Source organism: Saccharopolyspora endophytica (assembly GCF_018070075.1).
Lineage (GTDB): Bacteria > Actinomycetota > Actinomycetes > Mycobacteriales > Pseudonocardiaceae > Saccharopolyspora > Saccharopolyspora endophytica.
Genome location: NZ_JAGPXE010000003.1, coordinates 424172 through 441622, shown reverse-complemented (window position 1 = coordinate 441622; position 17451 = coordinate 424172). Strand labels below are relative to the sequence as shown.

Sequence of the window (17451 nt, the reverse complement as noted above, 5' to 3'; positions counted from 1 at the left end):
TCCGCTTCTGGGAGGATCGCGGCGTGAGCGCGGAAGTCGAAGGACGCCTCTCGGCGGGGCAGCGCCGGGCGTTGATAGAGCGGTTGGTGACCGAGCAGGGCGCGGTGCAGGTCGAGGAGCTGGCCGCGTCGCTAGCGGTCACGCCGTCGACGATCCGGCGCGACCTGCAACTGCTGACCGACCAGGGCAAGCTCGCCCGCACCTACGGCGGTGCGATGCCAGCCTCCAGCGCGGAACCCTCGCTGGGCCAGCGCACGGCGCTGGCCTCGGCGGAGAAGGACCGCATCGCCGCGTGGGCGGCCGAGCAGGTCTCCATCGGCGACACGCTGATCCTCGACGCCGGGACCACGACCGGGAAGCTGGCGCACCGGCTGCGCGACCGCTCCGGTCTGACGGTGATCACCAACAGCGTCATGGCGTTGACCGAGCTGGTCGACGCCGACCCGGTGCAGGTGGTGTCGCTGGCCGGCGAGCTGCGGCACATCAGCCAGGGCTTCGTCGGTCCGCTGGCGGAGCTGACGCTGTCCCGGGTGACCGCGGACAAGGCGTTCCTCGGCGCCGACGGCCTCGACTCCCGTCACGGCATCTGCGAGGCGAGCCTGCTGCAGACCCGCCTCAAGGAGCAGATGATCGCCCAGTCCCGCGAGGTCTTCATCCTCGCCGACAGCAGCAAGCTCGGCGCCAAGCCCTTCAACGCCTGGGCGCCGCTCCCGGCGACGTGGACGCTGGTCACCGACACCAACGCGGACGAGACCGACCTGGCTCCGTTCCGCTGCCTCACCGGGGTCACCATCATCACCGTCTGACGTCCGGGCTTCACGATGTCGCCGGGTCGGGTCCGAGACGCCCGTGATCGATGCCCGTTGAGCCCCGATCAGGTCGGACCGAAACCGCCCGCTGCCGGGATCTCGGCCACAGTGGACGTCGCGGTCGCGTTCGCGGTGTTACCGTTCGCGCGGCTAACGATCGTCGCGGTGTGGAGGTGGCGCGGTGAACTCCCGGGTCGCGCTGTACATCGGAGGGCTCCTCGGACCCTTCGGCGGCGGCATCGTCGCCGCGATGCTGCCCGAGCTCAGCGCCGACTTCTCCGTGACACCGAGCCTCGCCGCCACGACCACCACCACCTACCTGCTGCCGTTCGCCCTGGTCATGCTCGTGTCCGGCAGTCTGGGCGAACGCTGGGGGAGCAGCCGCACCATCCGCATCGCCTACATCGGGTACGCCGTGGTCGCGGTGCTCGGAGCGATCGCACCCTGGTTCTGGCTGTTCCAGGTCACGCGCGCGCTGCAAGGCGTGGCCAACGCCTTCACCACGCCGCTGCTGCTCTCCAAGATCGCCGCCGGGACGCCCCGGGAACGGCTCGGCCGGGCCATGGGCACCTACGGCGCGATGCAGGCCATCGGCCAGACCACCGCACCGCTGGTCGGCGGGCTCGCCGCCGAGAGCGCCTGGCAGCTCGCCTTCGTCGGCGTCGCCATCGTCGCCGCGCTGCTCGCAGTCAGCCCGCTGCCACCCGACACCGAACCCGCGGGCACGCGCGCCCCCGGTGCGCTGCGCGACGCCTGGACACCGGTGGTGCTGCTCAGCGGCGGGATCGCCGGCGTCGCCTGGATGTGCTCGGCCGGACTGCCGTTCCTGGTCTCCTTCCGCCTCGACGACGCCTTCGCCCTGAGCCCCGGCGCGCGCGGCCTCGCGCTGACCGCCTACGGCATCGCCGGCGTGCTCGGCGCCCGTCTCACCGGCAGCGCCGTCGACCGCTTCGGCGTGAGAGCCATGCTGATCACCGGGGTCCTGTCCGCGGCCGTCGCCATCACCGCGATCGGGCTGGTGGACTCGCTGCCCGTGGTCGTGCTGGCCTGGGCCGCCGCCGGGGTGTGCGGACAGCTGATCCTGGTCGCCGTGCACTCCACCGTGCTCGGCGGCAGCGGCGGAGGCGGGGCCATCTCGGTGGTCACCGCCTGGCGCTTCCTCGGGATGTCGGCCGCACCCGCGGTGTTCACCGGCCTGTACTACAGCGACCCCGCGCTGGGATTCGGGCTCGCGGGCCTGCTGCTGGCACTGATGATTCCCGTTGTTTCCATTTGGTGGCCTCGGACGCCCCGCGCCACTGATTGACTTTTCGCAGCTCGCTGCGGATTTCCGGCACCGAAGCGTCCATTTCACGCCATCTCGTCACCAGATTTGTGTCACCCAATGGTGATCGTTTCTGTGTCACGCTTCCCCCGACTCGACCACGGGGAGAGGGAATCATGAAGATCACCCGCTGGAAGCCCTTATCGCTGCTGTGCGGAGCGGTCCTGGTGGCCGTGCCGACCGCCGCCGTCGCGGTGGCCTCGCCCGCCCAGCCCACCGCCGAGGACTACTACCAGGACGCCATCGGCAAGACCGGCCCCGAGCTGGAAGCCGCGCTGCACGGCATCATCAGCAACGGCGTCACCACCCTGAACTACGACGACGTGTGGGAAGCACTCAAGGTCACCGACGAGGACCCCAACAACACCGGCAACGTCGTCCTGCTCTACACCGGCCGCTCCCAGGCCAAGGACACCAACGGCGGCGACGCCGACCAGTGGAACCGCGAGCACGTCTGGGCCAAGTCCCACGGTGACTTCGACACCGTGCCCGGGCCGGGCACCGACGTCCACCACCTGCGGCCCACCGACGTCACGGTCAACTCCGACCGCGGCAGCAAGGACTTCGACATGGGCGGCTCCGAGTCCGCCGAAGCCCCCGGTAACTTCACCGACGACGACTCGTGGGAACCCCGCGACGCCGTCAAGGGCGACGTCGCCCGGATGATCTTCTACATGTCCGTGCGCTACGAGGGCACCGACGGCTTCGCCGACCTCGAGGTCAACGACCAGGTCGGCAACGGCAGCGCCCCCAACATCGGCAAGCTCACGGTCCTCAAGCAGTGGAACGAGCAGGACCCGCCGGACGCCTTCGAGCAGCGTCGCAACGAGGTCATCTTCACCGACATCCAGCACAACAGGAACCCGTTCGTAGACCACCCGGAATGGGTCGAAGAGATCTGGTGACTTCTTCTTCATCCGTCGGCTGATTTGCTGGGCGGTGCGGGTGGGGGAACCTCAGACGTCCTCTGGCTCCGGGGTCCGCGACTTGAGTATGTCGAATACGCGGCGCTGCGGCTGTCCTCACCAGAGGACGTCTGAGAACCCCCGGCGGTGCGGGTTGGTCAGGTGGGGTACTGAGAAAGCGACTGCGTCGCTTGCCTGACGCGCACCACTCGGGTGCTGATGTCTCAGGTCAGCTTGGGACTACTCCGTCTTGGACGAGGCCTCGGTGGATGGCTTCGCTGACGGCCTGGAGCGAGGACATGGGCCGGATCATCACCGTGAAGGTGGTGATCCGGTCCTGCGCGTCGAGGTGGATGAGGTCGATGCCCTCGACCTGCTTGCCCTCGACGGCCGTGCGGAAGTGCAGGACGTGGGCCCGGGCGTTCTCGCCGTCGGGCGTCTGCCCCTCGCCGGGGAAGTCGCCGACGTAGCGGAAGTCCTCGAAAGTCCGCTGCAGCACCCGGAAGAGCGCGCGCACGGTGTCGATTCCCTCGAACGGCGTGAACTTCACCGGGCTGAAGAAGCGGATGTCGTCGGTGAACTCCTCGACCGCTGCGTCGAAGTCGCCCGCTTCGATGGCTGCGCGAAAACGTTCTGCGGCGTTCATGTTCCTCGATCCTGGTCGTCGTCGAGTGCTCGGATCGTCTCCTCGCACCACTCCAGCAGCGCCTGCTCGGTGCGGATCCCGCCGCTGAGCACCAGGTGCTGGTGCAACGCCTGGCCGGACAGCTTCGCGGTGCCGGGGAAGTCGCGCCGCTCGATCTCGCGGTAGATCGCGATCCGCGCGGCGTGCTGGTCGCGGTGCCGCGCGATCTCCTCCCGCACCCGCCCGACGTCGCCGAAGGACGCGCCGCGCAGCTTGACCGTCAGGTCGTTGCGGGTGGAGGCGGGTTCGGCGATCCAGCGCGCGAGTTCCTCGGCGCCGGAATCGCTGACCCGGTAGACCTTCTTGTCCGGTCGCTTCTGCTGGGCGACCTCGTCGCGGTCGACCCAGCCGAGCTCGACCATGCGCTTGAGGCTGCGGTAGATCTGCTGATGACTCGCCGCCCAGAAGTACCCGATCGACTTGTCGAACCGCCGCGCCAGCTCGTAGCCCGAGCCCGCGCGCTCCCGCAGCGACACCAGGATCGCGTACTCCAGAGACAACGGCAGCCTCCCTCTCAGCCGGCGACGAGCTTCCCGAGCCGGTCGCGGATGAGCTCGCCCGCCTCGCTCACGATGCGGTCGACCAGGCCCCCGACGGTCGGAACGTCGTTGATCAGTCCCTGGACCATACCGACGCTCCAGATGCCCAGTTCGGTGTCACCCTCCTCGTAGACCTGGCGTCCCCGGGCGCCGGCGACCAGCTCGCGGACGTCCTCGAACGCGCCGCCGTCGTCGAGCTTGGCGACGACCTCCCGGCTGACCGAGTTGCTGGCCACCCGCGCGGTGTTGCGCAGCGGGCGGAAGATCAGCTCGGTGTCGCGCTCGCCCGCCTCGGTGATGCGCTTCTTGACGTCGTCGTGGATCGGTGACTCCTGGGTGCACATGAAGCGGGTGCCCATGTTCACCCCGTCCGCACCGAGGGCCAGCGCCGCGACCAGGCCGCGGGCGTCGGCGAAACCGCCGGAGGCGATGATCGGGATGGTGAGCTCGTCGGCGGCGCGGGGGATGAGCACCAGGCCTGGGATGTCGTCCTCGCCCGGGTGCCCGGCGCACTCGAAGCCGTCGATGCTCACGCCGTCCACGCCCAGCTGCTGGGCCTTGAGCGCGTGCCGCACGCTCGTGCACTTGTGCAGGACCTTCACCCCGGCCGGCTTGAACGCCGCGACCTGTTCGGCCGGGTTGGACCCGGCGGTCTCCACGATCGTGACGCCGGACTCGATGATGGCCTGCCGGTACTCCGCGTAGGGCGGTGGCGTGATCGCCGGCAGGATCGTCAGGTTGACGCCGAAGGGCTTGTCGGTCAGGTCACGGCAGCGCGCGATCTCCTTGACGAGGTCTTCCGGCGTGGGCTGGGTCAGCGCGGTGATCATGCCCAGAGCGCCGGCGTTGGCGACAGCCGCCACCAGCTCGGCGCGGCCGACCCATTGCATGCCGCCTTGCACGATGGGGTGCTCGACGCCGAACTCCTCGGTGAACCTGGTCCGCAGCACGATGCTCACTGCCCTTCTGGAATCAGAACGCTCCCGGCGAACGTCGAAGTTACTATGCACCGAGTTGCAATGCAACGGGTTGCATAGGTGCGCGATCGGGTGGAACCCCGGAGGCCGTTCGCCGGAGGGGGGAACAGTCGCGCGGGCTAGAAGTTCACGTAACCGCCGTCGACGGTGAGCGCGTCGGCGGTGTGGTAGGCACTGGCGGGGCTGGCCAGGTACACCGCCAGCGAACCGAAGTCACCCGGCTCGCCCCAGCGGCCGGCCGGAACCCTCGGCAGCACCTTGCGGTGGAAGGCCTCCGAGTCGAGCGTCGGATCGGCCAGCGGAGTGCTCACCCAGCCCGGCAGCACCGCGTTGGCGCGGATGCCGTGGCGGGCCAGCTCGATCGCGATCGACTTGATCATCGACACCAGCGCGCCCTTGCTCGCCGCGTACGCCTGCCCGCGCGGCTGGCCCTGCCGAGCCGCCAGGCTGGAGGTGCCCACCAGGCTGCCGCCCTCTCCCTGCGCCAGCATCTGCCGCGCCGCCGCCCGCAGCGTCAGGAACGCCCCGTCCAGGTCCACCCGCGTGACCCGCCGGAACTCGCTGAGCTCGGTGTCGACGAAACGGCTTCCCGCACCGCCGATCCCGGCGTTGGCGAAGCAGGAGTCCAGCCGCCCGAAGGTCTCCACCGTCCGCTCCATAGCCTGCGCGACCTGCTCCTCGTCACCGACGTCGCAGCGCACGGCGAGCAACTTCCCGCCGTGCCCTTCGAGCTCCCGCGCCGCGGCCTCGTTGCGCTCGGCGTTGGTGCCCCAGACGCACACCGACGCCCCGGCCGCCGCCAGCGCGTCGGCCATCGCCAGGCCGATCCCGGAGTTGCCGCCGGTGACCAGCGCTACGTGCCCGGTCAGGTCGAACGGATGGGGCTTCTCGCTCACGGGGTGCCGCCTCCCTGCGGGGTGGACTGCTCGCGGTACTGGTTGCGCAGCGTCGTCTTGAGGACCTTGCCGCTGGGGTTGCGGGGCAGCTGCTCGACGACGCGGATCTGCCTGGGCCGCTTGTAACCCGCCAGGCGGGCGCGGCACCAGCTCTCGATGTCCTCGTCGGTCGGCGGATCGGCGGGATCGCGCGGAGCGATCACCGCCAGCGGGGACTCGCCCCACCGCTGGTCCGGGACGCCGATCAGCGCCACCTCGCCGACCTTGGGATGTCCCGACAGCGCTTCCTCGACCTCGGCGCAGTAGATGTTCTCGCCACCCGAGATGATCATGTCCTTCTTGCGATCGACCACGTAGATGTAGCCGTCGGCGTCCTGGCGCACCAGGTCACCGGAGTGGAACCAGCCGCCGCGGAAGGCCTCCGCGGTCTCGTCCGGCTTGTTCCAGTATCCGCTCATCACCGTCGGTCCCCTGTAGACGATCTCGCCGACCTCGCCGGTGGCGACGTCGTTCATCTCGTCGTCGACGATGCGCACCTCGACGTTGAGCAGCGGCGTTCCGACCGACCCGATCTTGCGCAACGCGTCCTCGGCCCGCAGCGCCGTGGTCACCGGGCTGCACTCGGTCTGCCCGAACACGGTGCTCAGCTCCGCCTGTGGGAACGTCGCCATGATCTGCCGCAGCAGCGTCGTCGACGCCGGTGCCGCGCCCCAGCTGATCCGCCGCAGCGCCGAGAGGTCGTGCTCGGCGATGTCGGGCAGCGAGCAGATCGCCTGCCACTGGGCGGGCACGAAGAAGCAGCCCGAGATCCGCTCCCGCGCCAGCATCTCCACGGTCTCGCGGGGATCGAACCGCCCGGAGGACGACAGCACGATCCGGCCGCCGCGCAGCAGCGGACCCATCAGCCCCGACACCCCGGCGATGTGGAACAGCGGAACCCCGACCAGGTACACCCTGTCGTCCTCGGAGACCCCGTTGTGGATCAGCAGGCTGCAGGTGTGCATCAGCAGGTTGTAGTGGGACAGCACCGCGCCCTTGGGGCGTCCGGTCGTGCCGGAGGTGTACATGATGAACGCGGGGGAGTGCAGGTCCACGGCGAGCTCGTCGTGCTCGGGCGAGGCCGCGGCCAGCGCTCGCTCGAAGCCCGCCGACTCCGCACCCGCGTCGCCGCCGCCGATGACCAGCGCGAACCGCGTCCCGGGGGCCTGCTCGCGGGCCTCGGCCACGGTCTCGGCGAGGAACGAGTCGGTGATCACCGCGCTCGCGCCGCTGTCGGTGAGGGCGTAGGCGATCTCGCCGGCCACCAGCCGGAAGTTGACCGGTACGCAGATCGCCCCGATGCGCGAACCGGCCACGAACGCCTCGATGGTCTCCAGGTGGTTGAGCGTCGCGACCGCGAACCTCTCACCCGCGCCCAGCCCGCGGTCGCGCAGCGCGTTGGCCAGCCGCGTGACCCGGTCGTCGAACTCGGCGTAGCTGCGGGAGGCCTCGCCGTGCCGCAGCGCGATCTCGTCGGGGATCTTGCGGGCGTGGCGCGCGAGCTGGTCGCTGAGCGTCATGCCCTGGCCGGTCTGTGCGGACATCGTCACCTCGCCGTTGAGGGGATGGGCCAACTCATCGTGCGGGCGCGGCTGGAGGTGGTCAAGGCGAGGACTGCGCGTTGTGTTCACCCCGGCGTAATGAACTTCACGCTGTGCGAAGGGGTTTCGGGGGCTCCGGTTGTTCCAGGCCTGGTCTCCGACGTGCGAGGCTGATCGCGGAGCGAGTGGTCGAGCCAATGTCGCGGCGAGGTGTCAACGGAGAGTGACCGAGAAAGAGCAGCCCTTCGAGCTGAGAACCGTTGCGCTCGCGGCCTTCGGTCCGACCCTGCTGTTCGCCACCGGCGAGGGCGCGATCCTGCCGATGATCCCGCTGGTCGCCGCCGACCAGGGCGCCGGACTCGGCGCGCTCGGCCTGATCGCGGCCATGATCATGGTCGGTGAGCTCGTCGGCGACCTGCCCAGCGGCGCGCTCGTGCACCGGCTCGGCGAACGCACCGCGATGATCCTCGCCTCGCTGGTGTCGATCGCCGGACTCCTCGGCTGCTACTTCTCCACCAACCCGTGGCTGCTCGGCGCCGGCGTCTTCCTCGTCGGGCTGTCCACGGCGGTGTTCGCGCTGGCCAGGCACGCGTTCATCACCACCAGCGTTCCGGTGCGCTACCGGGCCCGGGCGCTGAGCGTGCTCGGCGGGCTGTTCCGCGCCGGCTACTTCATCGGTCCCTTCGTGTCCTCGCTGGTGCTGGTGATCAGCCCCGAGAAGCGATCGGTGTTCCTCATCCACGTCGGCTTCGCCGTCGCCACGCTCGTGCTCCTGCTGTTCACCGGCAACCTCACCGGCGCCGACGGCCCCGGCAGGCGCGAAGCCCACCACGGCCTGCTGCCCACCATGAACCGCCACCGCGGCGTGCTGCTGCGGATGGGCTCCTGCGCCGCGCTGCTCGGCGGGCTGCGCGCCTCCCGCAACGTGGTGCTGCCGCTGGTGGCCGTCGCGGCCGGCCTCCCGCCGTCGACCACGGCCCTGGTCATCGGCATCGCGGGCGGCGTCGACTTCGCGCTGTCCTACTCCTCCGGGCAAATCATGGACCGCTGGGGACGGCTGTGGGCGGCGGTGCCGTCGATGACCGGCCTGGCCATCGGGCACATGCTGCTTTTCGCGGTCACCGACGTGCCCACCTTCGCGGCGGTGGCGGTCCTGCTCGCGCTGGCCAACGGCACCAGCAGCGGCATCCTGATGACCCTCGGCGCCGACCTCGCCCCGCACCCCGGGCCGGCCCCGTTCCTCGGCGCCTGGCGCTTCACCGGCGACTTCGGCCAGGCCGTCGGACCGCTGGTCATCTCCGGTCTCACCGCCCTGGCCGGCGTCGGGATCGCCGGTGCCGGAATGGGTCTCCTCGGATTGCTCGGCGCCGGTCTGCTGCTGCGGTACACGCCGCGCTACGTGCCGCGCCGGACCGTGCTGGGCCTGACGGGTGATCGTTAGCTGGGACACAGAGCCCACGTGGTGGAGTGATCGCTGGACACCCCGGATGATCGAATTGGCCGAACACCTCGCCGAGAAGGGGGAGTCGGGTGTCGGCTAGCAAGAAACCTGTCTGGATGTCGGTCGTGGCTGCGGTGCTGCTGGGCGCGATGTGGCTCGTCTTCGAATCCGGGCTGCTCGATTCGAAGGTCAGCGCGGCGACCGGTCCCGCGAGCGACCAGCTCGCGCAGCTCGCGGTCGCTCCGGCCGGCTCGATGACCGGGTACTCGCGGGAGAAGTTCAAGCACTGGATCCCGCAACCGGACGCCGGGAAGAACTGCAACACCCGCGAAGCGGTGCTGGCCCGCGACGGCCAGAGCGTCAAGGCCAACTCGGCGTGCGAGGTCACCTCGGGCTCGTGGACGAGCCTCTACACCGGTGAGAGGGTCGCGCAGGCCAAGGGCGTGGACATCGACCACATGGTTCCGCTGGCCAACGCCTGGCGCAGCGGTGCCAACAAGTGGGACGACGCCAAGCGCCAGCAGTTCGCCAACGACATGAGCCTGCCGCAGCTGGTCGCGGTGGACTCCAGCTCCAACCGCAGCAAGGGCGACCAGGACCCGTCGACCTGGAAGCCCACAGCCCAGGGCCAGTGGTGCGTCTACGCCACGGACTGGATCACGGTGAAGAAGAGCTACGGCCTGTCGGTCACCGACGCCGAGAAGAAGGCGCTGACGGAGATGCTCGCGACCTGCAAGTGAGTTGCGCGGGTGGGGGAGTGGGCTCAACTTCCCCACCCGCTGCGCTCACCCGCCCAGGGCCTGCTTCGCGCCCGGGTGCAGCGGCACCGGGTCGCTCTTGGTCGCCTGGTCGCGGTTGATCTGCTTGGCGGAGGGGTGCACGGCCTCCAGGTCCGCCTTGCGGTCGAACAGCAGCTTGGTCACCGCGCAGGCGTTGTTGGGCGCGAAGTCGTCCCGCACCACCAGCAGGTTCGGCACCTCGACCGTGGGCACGTCCGCCGGAAGGCCGTAGGTCGCCGCCGGGATGGTGCCCTGCTCGTAGACCGGGCTGATCTTGTTCAGCTCCGGCAGCTGCGGGGTGATGTCAATGAACTTCACCGCACCGCCCATCGTCGTGGTCAGATCGGTGATCTCGGGCGTCGGCAGCCCGCCCGACCAGAACAGCCCGTCGATCGTGCCCGACTTCATCCCGTCCACCGACTTGCCCAGCGCCAACCGCTGCGCCTGGATGTCGGCGCCCGGGTTCAGGCCCGCGGACTCCAGCAGCCGGTTCGCGATCACCTCGGTGCCCGACTTCGGCGACCCCGTCGAGATCCGCTTGCCGCGCATGTCCGCGACGCTGTTGATGCCCGAATCCGCCTTGACCACCACGTGCGTGGAGTTCGGGTAGATCCGGCTCAGCGCCTGGATCGACTGCTGCCGACCGTCGAAGGAGCCCTTGCCCGCGACCGCGTCGGCGGCGGTGTCGGCCAGGGTGAAGGCGATGTCGTAGTCCCCGGCCACCAGCTGCTGGATGTTCTGCACGGAGGCGCCGGTCTCGGCGGCGGTGGCGCGCAGCTTGGTGTTCTGGCTGATCACCTGCGCCAGGCCACCGCCGAGCACGTAGTACACGCCGCCGGTGTTGCCGGTGGCGATGGTCAGCCGGCCGTCACCGGCCTCGCAGGACGCCGCCTGTCCGGTGGGTGCTTCCTGGACCTGCTTGCCGCCGCAGCCGGTGAGCACCAGCGCCGCCGCGGCCGCGGTCGCCAGCAATGCCTTAATCCGCATCGAGCTCCTCCTTGAACTTCGCCTTGCGGCGCAACACCAGCTGGGCGAGCAGGCCCAGCACGCAGAAGCCGAGCCCCACGGCGATCACCGGGGGTTCGAGGTAGAGCAGGCACAGCGCGCCCGGCGCGAACAGCACCCGCACCGGGGTGGGCACCGGGCCGAACAACCAGCCGCCGGTGACCACGCTCAACGCGCCCACCGCCACGACCGACACCGCCAGCACCCACAGCACGGTCACCGCATCGGCCTGCAGCAGCAGCGCCGCGCCGTTGTCGGTGAGCACGAACGCGATCGGCACCAGGAACGCGGGCAGCGTGTACTTCCAGGCCTGCATCATCGTGCTGATCACCCGGCCGCCGGTGATCGCCGCGGCGGCCACCGCCGCCAGCGCCGTCGGCGGCGTGACCTCGGACAGCACGGCGTAGTAGAAGATGAACATCGCCCGCTCGGCGTCGGCCACCCCGAGCGCGCCGAGCGCCGGGCCGATGACCACCCAGGCGATGATGAACGACGCCGTCACCGGCACCGCCAGGCCCAGCACTCCCACGGCCAGCGCCGAGAACACCACCGTGAGCACCAGGATCACCGTCGGGTCGGACGAGAGCGCGTTCGCCGCCTGCACCAGCGCGTCAGCGAGCTCCTGGCCGAGGCCGGTCTTGGTGATCGTCGAGGTGATGATCCCGGCGGCCGCGCACACCGCCACCACCGGCAATGCCCCGCGCACCCCGAGAGACAGCGCGTCGACCATGCTCCGCGCCCAGTCCAGCACCGCCCGGCCGGGACCGCCGGTGGCGCGCACCAGGTTCGAGACCAGGGCGAACAGCGCCGCCACACCGGTGGCGTAGACGACGGCGGCGAACGGCGGGATGTTCATCGCCAGGAACACCACGATGATCGCCAGCGACAGGAAGTGGTACCCGCCGCGCAGCAGGATCCGCCACGCGCTGCCGTGCTCGGTGTTCACGGCCCGCGCGCCGAAGCGCCGCGCGTCGGCTTCCACCGAGAACACGATGCCCAGGTAGTACAGCAGCGTGGGCACGCACGCCCAGATCAGCACCGTCAGGTAGGAGGTCTGGAGGTACTCGGCGATGATGAACGCCGCCGCGCCCAACGTCGGAGGCGACAGGATCGCCCCGATGCCCGAGGCCGCGAGCAGCCCACCGGCGTTCTCCTGCGGGTACCCGGCGCGGCGCAGGATCGGCCAGGTGATCGATCCCAGGCTCACCGCCGTCGCCGTGCCCGACCCGGACACGGTGCCGAGCAGGAAACCCGACAGCACGGCGGTGCGGCCGGGAGCGGTGCGCGAGCGCTTGAACGCCGCGAAGGAGAAGTCCACGAAGAACTGCCCGGCGCCCGAGGCCGACAGCACCGCCCCGTAGAGGGTGAACAGCACGATGTAGGAGGCCGCGACGTCGAGGGGAGTGCCGTAGAACCCGCTGGCGTCGTTGTAGAGCGCGTTGACGATCTGGCTGAAGTCGACCCCGGCGTGCGCGATTCCCCAGTGCTGCGGGAGGAAACCGCCGTAGTAGGCGAAACCGACGAAGGCGGCGCAGATCACCGGCAGGATCCAGCCGGTGGTGCGCCGGGTCGCCTCCAGCACCAACAGCAGCAGCAACGATCCCGCGAGGACGTCCAGACCGGACAGGCTGCCCTGCCGGTCGAGGAACGCGTCGAAACCGCCCGAGCCGAACGGCAGCACCGGGTAGAAGCCCACCAGCAGCGCGAGCGCGGACAGGCCCCAGTCGTACCAGCCGGGGTCGTCGCGCTCGCCGGAACCGCGTCTGCCGCCGGGGCGGTAGGACAGGAACACCAGCGGCAGCGTGCATCCGAGGAAGATGACCAGGTAGAACTGGTTGCCCTTGGTCAGCGGGAAGAACACCTGCCGGAGCACCAGCAGCGCCACCGCCAGGGCCGTCAGGTAGACCAGCAGTTCCGGTCGGCGGGAGAGCCGGCGGGCCGGTTTCTCCTCGTCGTGGGTCGCGGCGATCTCGCCGGGATCGTTGGTGTCGTCGGGGATTTCGTCGTGATCAGGCCGCGTCGCCCGGCTCATTCTTCGCCCCTTCGGCCCGTTGTGCTCCGGCGGGATGTAACCGAGGTCACGTCCCGGGGCAACAGGATGCGCGGGCGAACGAGGGATGTCTACAGATCGACTCGCCGGGTTCGGTTGCGCTTGGCAACCGTGCCACGGCTCCTATGCTGGTCCGCATGGCGAAGTACTTCGACGTTCATCCGGACAACCCGCAGCCGCGCTCGATCGGGCAGGTGGTGGACCTCCTCCGGGACAACGGACTCATCGCCTACCCGACGGACTCCTGCTTCGCCCTCGGCGCCCAGCTGGGCAACAAGGACGGCATGGACCGGATCCGCACCATCCGCCGGCTCGACGACCGGCACCACTTCACGCTGGTGTGCCAGAACTTCGCGCAGCTCGGCCAGTTCGTGATCATCAACAACGCGGTGTTCCGCGCGATCAAGGCGTCCACGCCCGGCAGCTACACCTTCATCCTCCCCGCCACGAAGGAAGTCCCGCGCCGGTTGCTCCACCCCAAGAAGAAGACCGTCGGCGTGCGCATCCCGAACCACGTCGCCGCCCAGGCCCTGCTGGCCGAACTGGGAGAGCCGATGCTGTCGAGCACCCTGCTGATGCCGGGGGAGGAGGAGCCGATGACGCAGGGCTGGCAGATCAAGGACGAGCTGGACCACGTCCTGGACGCGGTCATCGACTCCGGTGACTGCGGTGTCGAACCCACCACGGTCGTCGACTTCTCCACCGACGAGCCCGAGGTGGTGCGAGTCGGCGCGGGAGACCCGTCGCGGTTCGAGTAGCGAAACCCGAAGCGGTGGCTTCCGCTCTCAGGTCCGCTCGGCGAGCGGAAGCCGGATCCCCTTGGCCTCCAGGCGCGGCAGCACTTCGGCGACGAAGTCCTCGAGTTCGCCGACGTAGTCCAGGAACGCCAGCGTCATGCCCGACAGGCCCGCCTGGGCGTAGCGCTCGATCTCGTCGGCGACCTCCTGCGGAGTGCCGATCAGCGGGCAGGTCCCGTGCCCGGCGGCGAAGCGGGTGCGCAGCGTGTCCATGATGTCGTTGGCGAAGGACTGGGCGTACATGCCCTGCAGCCGCATCAGCTCCTCGACCGCGTCCCAGTCGGCGTTCTCCTCGGCGTAGTGGCGCAGGAACTCCTCGGCTTCGGCTCGGGTCTTGCGGCACACCACGAAAGCCGGTGCCATCACCCCGACGTCGCGGTCGTACCGGGTGCGCGCGTCCCGCCGCAGCTCGGTGACCACTTCGGAACCGTGGCCGGGGTCGCTGAGCGCGGTGAAGACGAAATCGGCGTTGCGCGCGGCGAAGGCGCGTCCCTGCGGGCTGGACCCGGCGTTGATCAGCGGCAGCGTGCCGTTGACCGGCTTGGGAGTAGCGCCCACGCCCTCGAGGTCGAAGAACCTGCCGGGCAGGTCGAACCGGCCCTCGCGGGTCCACAGGGCTCGGACGTGGTCCCACCACTCCTGCGCGAGGGCGTAGCGGTCGTCGTGGGATTCGGGCAGTTCCAGGCCCATCGCCCGGTATTCGGGCTCGTTCCAGCCGGCGACCACGTTGAGCCCGGCCCGGCCTTCACCGACGTGGTCGAGCGTGGCGAGCTGCTTCGCGCTGACCACCGGGTGGTTGAAGGCGGTGTGGACGGTGGCGAACACGGTGATCCGCCGGGTGGCGGCGAGCAGTCCCGCGGCCCAGGGGATGGGTTCCAGAACGCTCTCGTGGAAGCCGGATCTGCCCGGATAGCCGATGAATCTGGCGATGGGCAGGATGAAGTCGATCCCGGAGTCGTCGGCGAGGCGGGCGAGCCGGAGGTTGTCGGCCCAGCTCGCGCCCCACCTGTCGGCGACGTTGGTGATGGCGAGACCGCCGGAGCAGTTGGGGGAGAAGAGGCCGAGCTTGAAGTCCCGGCCGGTGAGCAACGTGCTGGACATGGTTCTCCTCATTCGATTGTGAATGGATTTCACCTCGAACAGGAGGGCTGGGACAAGATCCTCTTCTTCCCGGAACAGCGTTCCCGCACGCGTTCGGGCTACCGAGAAAAATGTGACGCCGGTCACGACACGGCCGGGCGATAGAGGCAGACGTGTCCACGAGGGACCGTGTAGTGTTCGTGGCGGTCGTATTTTTCTGGGGTCGTGTTCGCGCACACTCGCAGGATGGTGATGCGAGCGTGCTGCTTTCTGGTTGTAGCTGGACAAGTCGCCGTTCGATCCGCGGCCCAGGCCGTCACGCAGTGTGACGGTCTGATGTAGTACCGGCTCCCAGAAGGAGAGAGCAAGCATGGCACAGGGAACCGTGAAGTGGTTCAACTCGGAAAAGGGCTTCGGCTTCATCGCCCCGGACGACGGTGGCCCGGACGTTTTCGTCCACTACTCGGCCATCGACGCCCGCGGCTTCCGCAGCCTCGATGAGGACCAGAAGGTGAGCTACGAGGTCAGCCAGGGCCCGAAGGGCCCGCAGGCGGCCGACGTCCGCGTCATCTGAACACGGCGTCTCACGTAATACCGGAACGAACTGCCGAGTGAGGTAGCCGTTCCACTTCAAAGAGCCGGTCACACGGCCCGCAGACAAGAAGCCCCGCACCTCGGAAACGAGTGCGGGGCTTCTTGCGGTTCAACCCGAGTGGTCTCCACCGCCGGAGCGCACCCGGTGGAGGGTCGCGGAGACGTGCGGGGTCATCGGCTCGCCGACCATCTCCCGGCTCTCGGCGTAGTCCAGGACGTCCCCGCGCAGCGCGTAGGAGCGTTGCGCGGCCCGCACGTCCTTGGCGGTGGCCGTCGCCAGCACGGTCTCCGTCTCCAGCGTCCAGCGCCCCGGTTGCGCGCTGCCGTAGAAGAGTTCGAGCAGGCCGGTGGCGTGCGTCAGCAGCAGTTCCAGCCGTCCCTCGGCGCCGGGGCGCCACCAGCCGGTCTCCCAGGCGGCCGGGCGCAGCACCTGGCCCCCGGCGTCGAGCAGCCACGCCTGCGCCTGGTGGCGCAGGAAGGGGCGCCCGTCGTGGGAGATCGTCACCTGCTGGCCGAAGCGGAACGGGCCGTCGATAGTCGGGTAGTCCACCTCGCCCTCGCCGCGCCACGCGCCGACCAGCTCCCGCAGCGGCGCGCACGCGTCGTGCAGCGGCGGACCGCTGCCGAGCTCGATGGTGTCGGCGGGGATCGGCAACCGGGTGAAGTCCTCGGGAGTGCTCACCCCGGCAGCCTAGAAGCCGGTGCGAGCGGTGCTCGCACCGACACGGCGGGGCGTACCGGCGTCTGGGAAATCCACAGTGGACATTGCTCGTGGTAGGTGATCGTCCTTGTCGCCGCGGGCGGCGCTGTGCTTGTCTTCGAGTGTGTACCGGATCTACTGCTTCGAGAAGCTCGCGGTGACCGTGGAAGGCGTCGACTTCGCCGACCCCGCGCTCGCCGATGAACCCGACGTGCGCGAACGGGGTGTTCGCCTCGAGTTGCGCGGCCTGTCGGAGTCCGCCGAGGCCGGCTCGATCTACTCCTCCAGAGCGGCGTGGCTCAGCCGCGGCATCTGCCGCTTCGACCTGCTGGAGTCGCGGCCGCACGCGGCCGACCGGATGCACTGGCACCCGGAGATGTCCGACGGCGAACCCGGCGAGCGCGTCTTCGACCCCGCGCTGTCGGCCGACCCCATCGCCTGGATGGCGCGGGCCCTGCGCGACGTCGGCCCGCTCCTGCGCCGCGCGGGACTGGATCCCGCCGCGCACGCCGGCGACGTGACCGCGATGGCCGAGTCCGCGGGCGAGATCACCGACGTGGTCGCGAAGATCCTCGCCGAAGCCCGCAAACCCTGGCCCGAGGTGACTCGGGACGAACGCGGATTGGCGCAGATCAACATGTGACCCCCGTTGCACCGCGCATAACGGTTCTGAGCGGAACGTGAATTCCGAGCGCTTTTCGCAATGCTTTCCCAAGAGAGTGACATCGGTTAACCGGTTGCGAAATGTCCGCATGAGAGGTGACGGCTTCGGCCGGGTGGCGGCCTGGTCCCGAGACCGGATCTCCTGCGTGCGGGCAGCTCACCAAGGCCCTTCGTCGCACGCCCCAACGGGCACCGACTACTCCGTTAGCGGGTCGGCGGGATGACTGAACGTGACCGGAGGTTTCCGAGGGGTGGCGTGGTCGGTCATTTAACGGCCGGTTATCGTTTGTGCAACGGCGCTGCCACCCGACGGGTTGAGCATTTCCCCATGAGAAGCAGGTAGTCGGGTCCAGTGGATCGGGCGCCGCCGAGAAGAGGAAACCTCCCATGGTGCGTGCTGTCGGAACGTTGGCTGTCGTTGGTGCCGGAGTCATCGGGTTCTGGGTCGGATACCTGTTCGACGCCCGGCGCAACCCGATGACCGGTGACATGGAACCGGCCCTCGCGGCCTGATCCTCCCGCTCGTTCCAACGGTGGCCGATCCGCTCCTCGGTCCGCGGCGGAAGCCGGGTGACGAGGATGCGCCCTCGGCGCTCGCCTGACCACGCAGGCTCCCGGTTCTTCACC

The 17451-nt window shown here is 69.5% G+C and carries 18 protein-coding genes; 9 read left to right on the top strand and 9 right to left on the bottom strand.

Features of this window, described 5'->3' with window-relative positions; translation table 11 throughout:
- The first annotated feature begins 23 nt into the window (after window positions 1-23).
- The 3 genes from KBO27_RS09695 (at window position 24) to KBO27_RS09685 (ending at window position 3038) form a co-directional block, all read left to right on the top strand.
- The gene (locus tag KBO27_RS09695; protein ID WP_235879007.1) at window positions 24-806 is read left to right on the top strand and encodes a DeoR/GlpR family DNA-binding transcription regulator; all 783 of its coding nucleotides are present in this window, start codon (window positions 24-26) and stop codon (window positions 804-806) included.
- 184 nt (window positions 807-990) lie between these two features.
- Complete coding sequence (locus KBO27_RS09690) at window positions 991-2115, top strand: MFS transporter (protein WP_210969617.1); 1125 nt, start codon at window positions 991-993, stop codon at window positions 2113-2115.
- Between the two features lie 134 nt (window positions 2116-2249).
- Window positions 2250-3038 carry an endonuclease I family protein gene (locus tag KBO27_RS09685; RefSeq protein ID WP_210969616.1) on the top strand — a complete coding sequence of 263 codons (789 nt, stop codon included), beginning with the start codon at window positions 2250-2252 and terminating at the stop codon, window positions 3036-3038.
- Window positions 3039-3267: 229 nt separating this feature from the next.
- Here KBO27_RS09685 and KBO27_RS09680 read toward each other — a convergent pair whose 3' ends face one another.
- The 5 genes from KBO27_RS09680 to KBO27_RS09660 all read right to left on the bottom strand — a co-directional run bounded on the left by KBO27_RS09680 (window position 3268) and on the right by KBO27_RS09660 (window position 7718).
- A complete protein-coding gene (locus tag KBO27_RS09680; RefSeq protein WP_210969615.1) occupies window positions 3268-3684 on the bottom strand; it encodes a nuclear transport factor 2 family protein in 417 nt (138 codons plus the stop codon).
- Window positions 3681-4223: a PadR family transcriptional regulator gene (locus KBO27_RS09675; RefSeq protein ID WP_210969614.1), complete on the bottom strand. Its 543-nt coding sequence runs from the start codon at window positions 4221-4223 to the stop codon at window positions 3681-3683. The genes KBO27_RS09680 and KBO27_RS09675 overlap by 4 nt, the downstream gene beginning before the upstream one ends.
- A gap of 14 nt (window positions 4224-4237) precedes the next feature.
- Entirely contained in the window at window positions 4238-5212 is a 975-nt protein-coding gene (locus KBO27_RS09670) for an NAD(P)H-dependent flavin oxidoreductase (RefSeq protein WP_210969823.1), read from the bottom strand.
- Between the two features lie 146 nt (window positions 5213-5358).
- Window positions 5359-6135 carry an SDR family NAD(P)-dependent oxidoreductase gene (locus tag KBO27_RS09665; protein ID WP_210969613.1) on the bottom strand — a complete coding sequence of 259 codons (777 nt, stop codon included), beginning with the start codon at window positions 6133-6135 and terminating at the stop codon, window positions 5359-5361.
- The gene (locus KBO27_RS09660; protein WP_246536626.1) at window positions 6132-7718 is read right to left on the bottom strand and encodes a long-chain-fatty-acid--CoA ligase; all 1587 of its coding nucleotides are present in this window, start codon (window positions 7716-7718) and stop codon (window positions 6132-6134) included. Before KBO27_RS09660 ends, KBO27_RS09665 begins: the two co-directional genes overlap by 4 nt.
- 220 nt (window positions 7719-7938) lie before the next feature.
- Here KBO27_RS09660 and KBO27_RS09655 point away from each other — a divergent pair, with 220 nt between their 5' ends.
- Window positions 7939-9156: an MFS transporter gene (locus KBO27_RS09655; RefSeq protein ID WP_210969612.1), complete on the top strand. Its 1218-nt coding sequence runs from the start codon at window positions 7939-7941 to the stop codon at window positions 9154-9156.
- A gap of 116 nt (window positions 9157-9272) precedes the next feature.
- Window positions 9273-9896 carry an HNH endonuclease family protein gene (locus KBO27_RS09650; RefSeq protein ID WP_210969611.1) on the top strand — a complete coding sequence of 208 codons (624 nt, stop codon included), beginning with the start codon at window positions 9273-9275 and terminating at the stop codon, window positions 9894-9896.
- A gap of 45 nt (window positions 9897-9941) precedes the next feature.
- On the opposite strand, the gene KBO27_RS09645 is transcribed toward KBO27_RS09650, so the two are convergent.
- Together KBO27_RS09645 and KBO27_RS09640 are read right to left on the bottom strand one after the other, a co-directional pair.
- Window positions 9942-10922, bottom strand: coding sequence for a TAXI family TRAP transporter solute-binding subunit (locus KBO27_RS09645; protein WP_210969610.1), 981 nt, complete (start codon window positions 10920-10922; stop codon window positions 9942-9944).
- On the bottom strand, window positions 10912-12972 hold the full coding sequence (locus KBO27_RS09640; protein ID WP_210969609.1) for a TRAP transporter permease: 2061 nt from the start codon (window positions 12970-12972) through the stop codon (window positions 10912-10914). Before KBO27_RS09640 ends, KBO27_RS09645 begins: the two co-directional genes overlap by 11 nt.
- 155 nt (window positions 12973-13127) lie before the next feature.
- Here KBO27_RS09640 and KBO27_RS09635 point away from each other — a divergent pair, with 155 nt between their 5' ends.
- The gene (locus KBO27_RS09635; RefSeq protein ID WP_210969608.1) at window positions 13128-13748 is read left to right on the top strand and encodes an L-threonylcarbamoyladenylate synthase; all 621 of its coding nucleotides are present in this window, start codon (window positions 13128-13130) and stop codon (window positions 13746-13748) included.
- Window positions 13749-13775: 27 nt separating this feature from the next.
- Here KBO27_RS09635 and KBO27_RS09630 read toward each other — a convergent pair whose 3' ends face one another.
- Window positions 13776-14888 carry an LLM class flavin-dependent oxidoreductase gene (locus KBO27_RS09630; RefSeq protein ID WP_210969607.1) on the bottom strand — a complete coding sequence of 371 codons (1113 nt, stop codon included), beginning with the start codon at window positions 14886-14888 and terminating at the stop codon, window positions 13776-13778.
- A gap of 349 nt (window positions 14889-15237) precedes the next feature.
- On the opposite strand from KBO27_RS09630, the gene KBO27_RS09625 reads away from it, so the two are divergent.
- Entirely contained in the window at window positions 15238-15441 is a 204-nt protein-coding gene (locus KBO27_RS09625; RefSeq protein ID WP_125088080.1) for a cold-shock protein, read from the top strand.
- 129 nt (window positions 15442-15570) lie between these two features.
- On the opposite strand, the gene KBO27_RS09620 is transcribed toward KBO27_RS09625, so the two are convergent.
- Window positions 15571-16143, bottom strand: a complete 573-nt coding sequence (locus KBO27_RS09620) for a heme-binding beta-barrel domain-containing protein (protein ID WP_210969606.1) — start codon at window positions 16141-16143, stop codon at window positions 15571-15573.
- Between the two features lie 130 nt (window positions 16144-16273).
- On the opposite strand from KBO27_RS09620, the gene KBO27_RS09615 reads away from it, so the two are divergent.
- Together KBO27_RS09615 and KBO27_RS34190 are read left to right on the top strand one after the other, a co-directional pair.
- Window positions 16274-16804 (top strand): hypothetical protein, encoded by a 531-nt coding sequence (locus tag KBO27_RS09615; protein WP_210969605.1) that lies wholly within the window; start codon window positions 16274-16276, stop codon window positions 16802-16804.
- A gap of 407 nt (window positions 16805-17211) precedes the next feature.
- A complete protein-coding gene (locus tag KBO27_RS34190; RefSeq protein WP_281420692.1) occupies window positions 17212-17337 on the top strand; it encodes a hypothetical protein in 126 nt (41 codons plus the stop codon).
- Window positions 17338-17451: the final 114 nt, after the last annotated feature.

What these genes read in the sequence shown, in the direction of transcription:
- KBO27_RS09635 (WP_210969608.1), top strand. Translation starts at nt 13,128, where the DNA reads ATGGCGAAGTACTTCGACGTTCATCCGGACAACCCGCAGCCGCGCTCG.
- KBO27_RS34190 (WP_281420692.1), top strand. Translation starts at nt 17,212, where the DNA reads ATGGTGCGTGCTGTCGGAACGTTGGCTGTCGTTGGTGCCGGAGTCATC.
- KBO27_RS09660 (WP_246536626.1), bottom strand. Translation starts at nt 7,718, where the DNA reads ATGTCCGCACAGACCGGCCAGGGCATGACGCTCAGCGACCAGCTCGCG.
- KBO27_RS09640 (WP_210969609.1), bottom strand. Translation starts at nt 12,972, where the DNA reads ATGAGCCGGGCGACGCGGCCTGATCACGACGAAATCCCCGACGACACC.
- KBO27_RS09645 (WP_210969610.1), bottom strand. Translation starts at nt 10,922, where the DNA reads ATGCGGATTAAGGCATTGCTGGCGACCGCGGCCGCGGCGGCGCTGGTG.
- KBO27_RS09680 (WP_210969615.1), bottom strand. Translation starts at nt 3,684, where the DNA reads ATGAACGCCGCAGAACGTTTTCGCGCAGCCATCGAAGCGGGCGACTTC.
- KBO27_RS09650 (WP_210969611.1), top strand. Translation starts at nt 9,273, where the DNA reads ATGTCGGTCGTGGCTGCGGTGCTGCTGGGCGCGATGTGGCTCGTCTTC.
- KBO27_RS09685 (WP_210969616.1), top strand. Translation starts at nt 2,250, where the DNA reads ATGAAGATCACCCGCTGGAAGCCCTTATCGCTGCTGTGCGGAGCGGTC.
- KBO27_RS09630 (WP_210969607.1), bottom strand. Translation starts at nt 14,888, where the DNA reads ATGTCCAGCACGTTGCTCACCGGCCGGGACTTCAAGCTCGGCCTCTTC.
- KBO27_RS09625 (WP_125088080.1), top strand. Translation starts at nt 15,238, where the DNA reads ATGGCACAGGGAACCGTGAAGTGGTTCAACTCGGAAAAGGGCTTCGGC.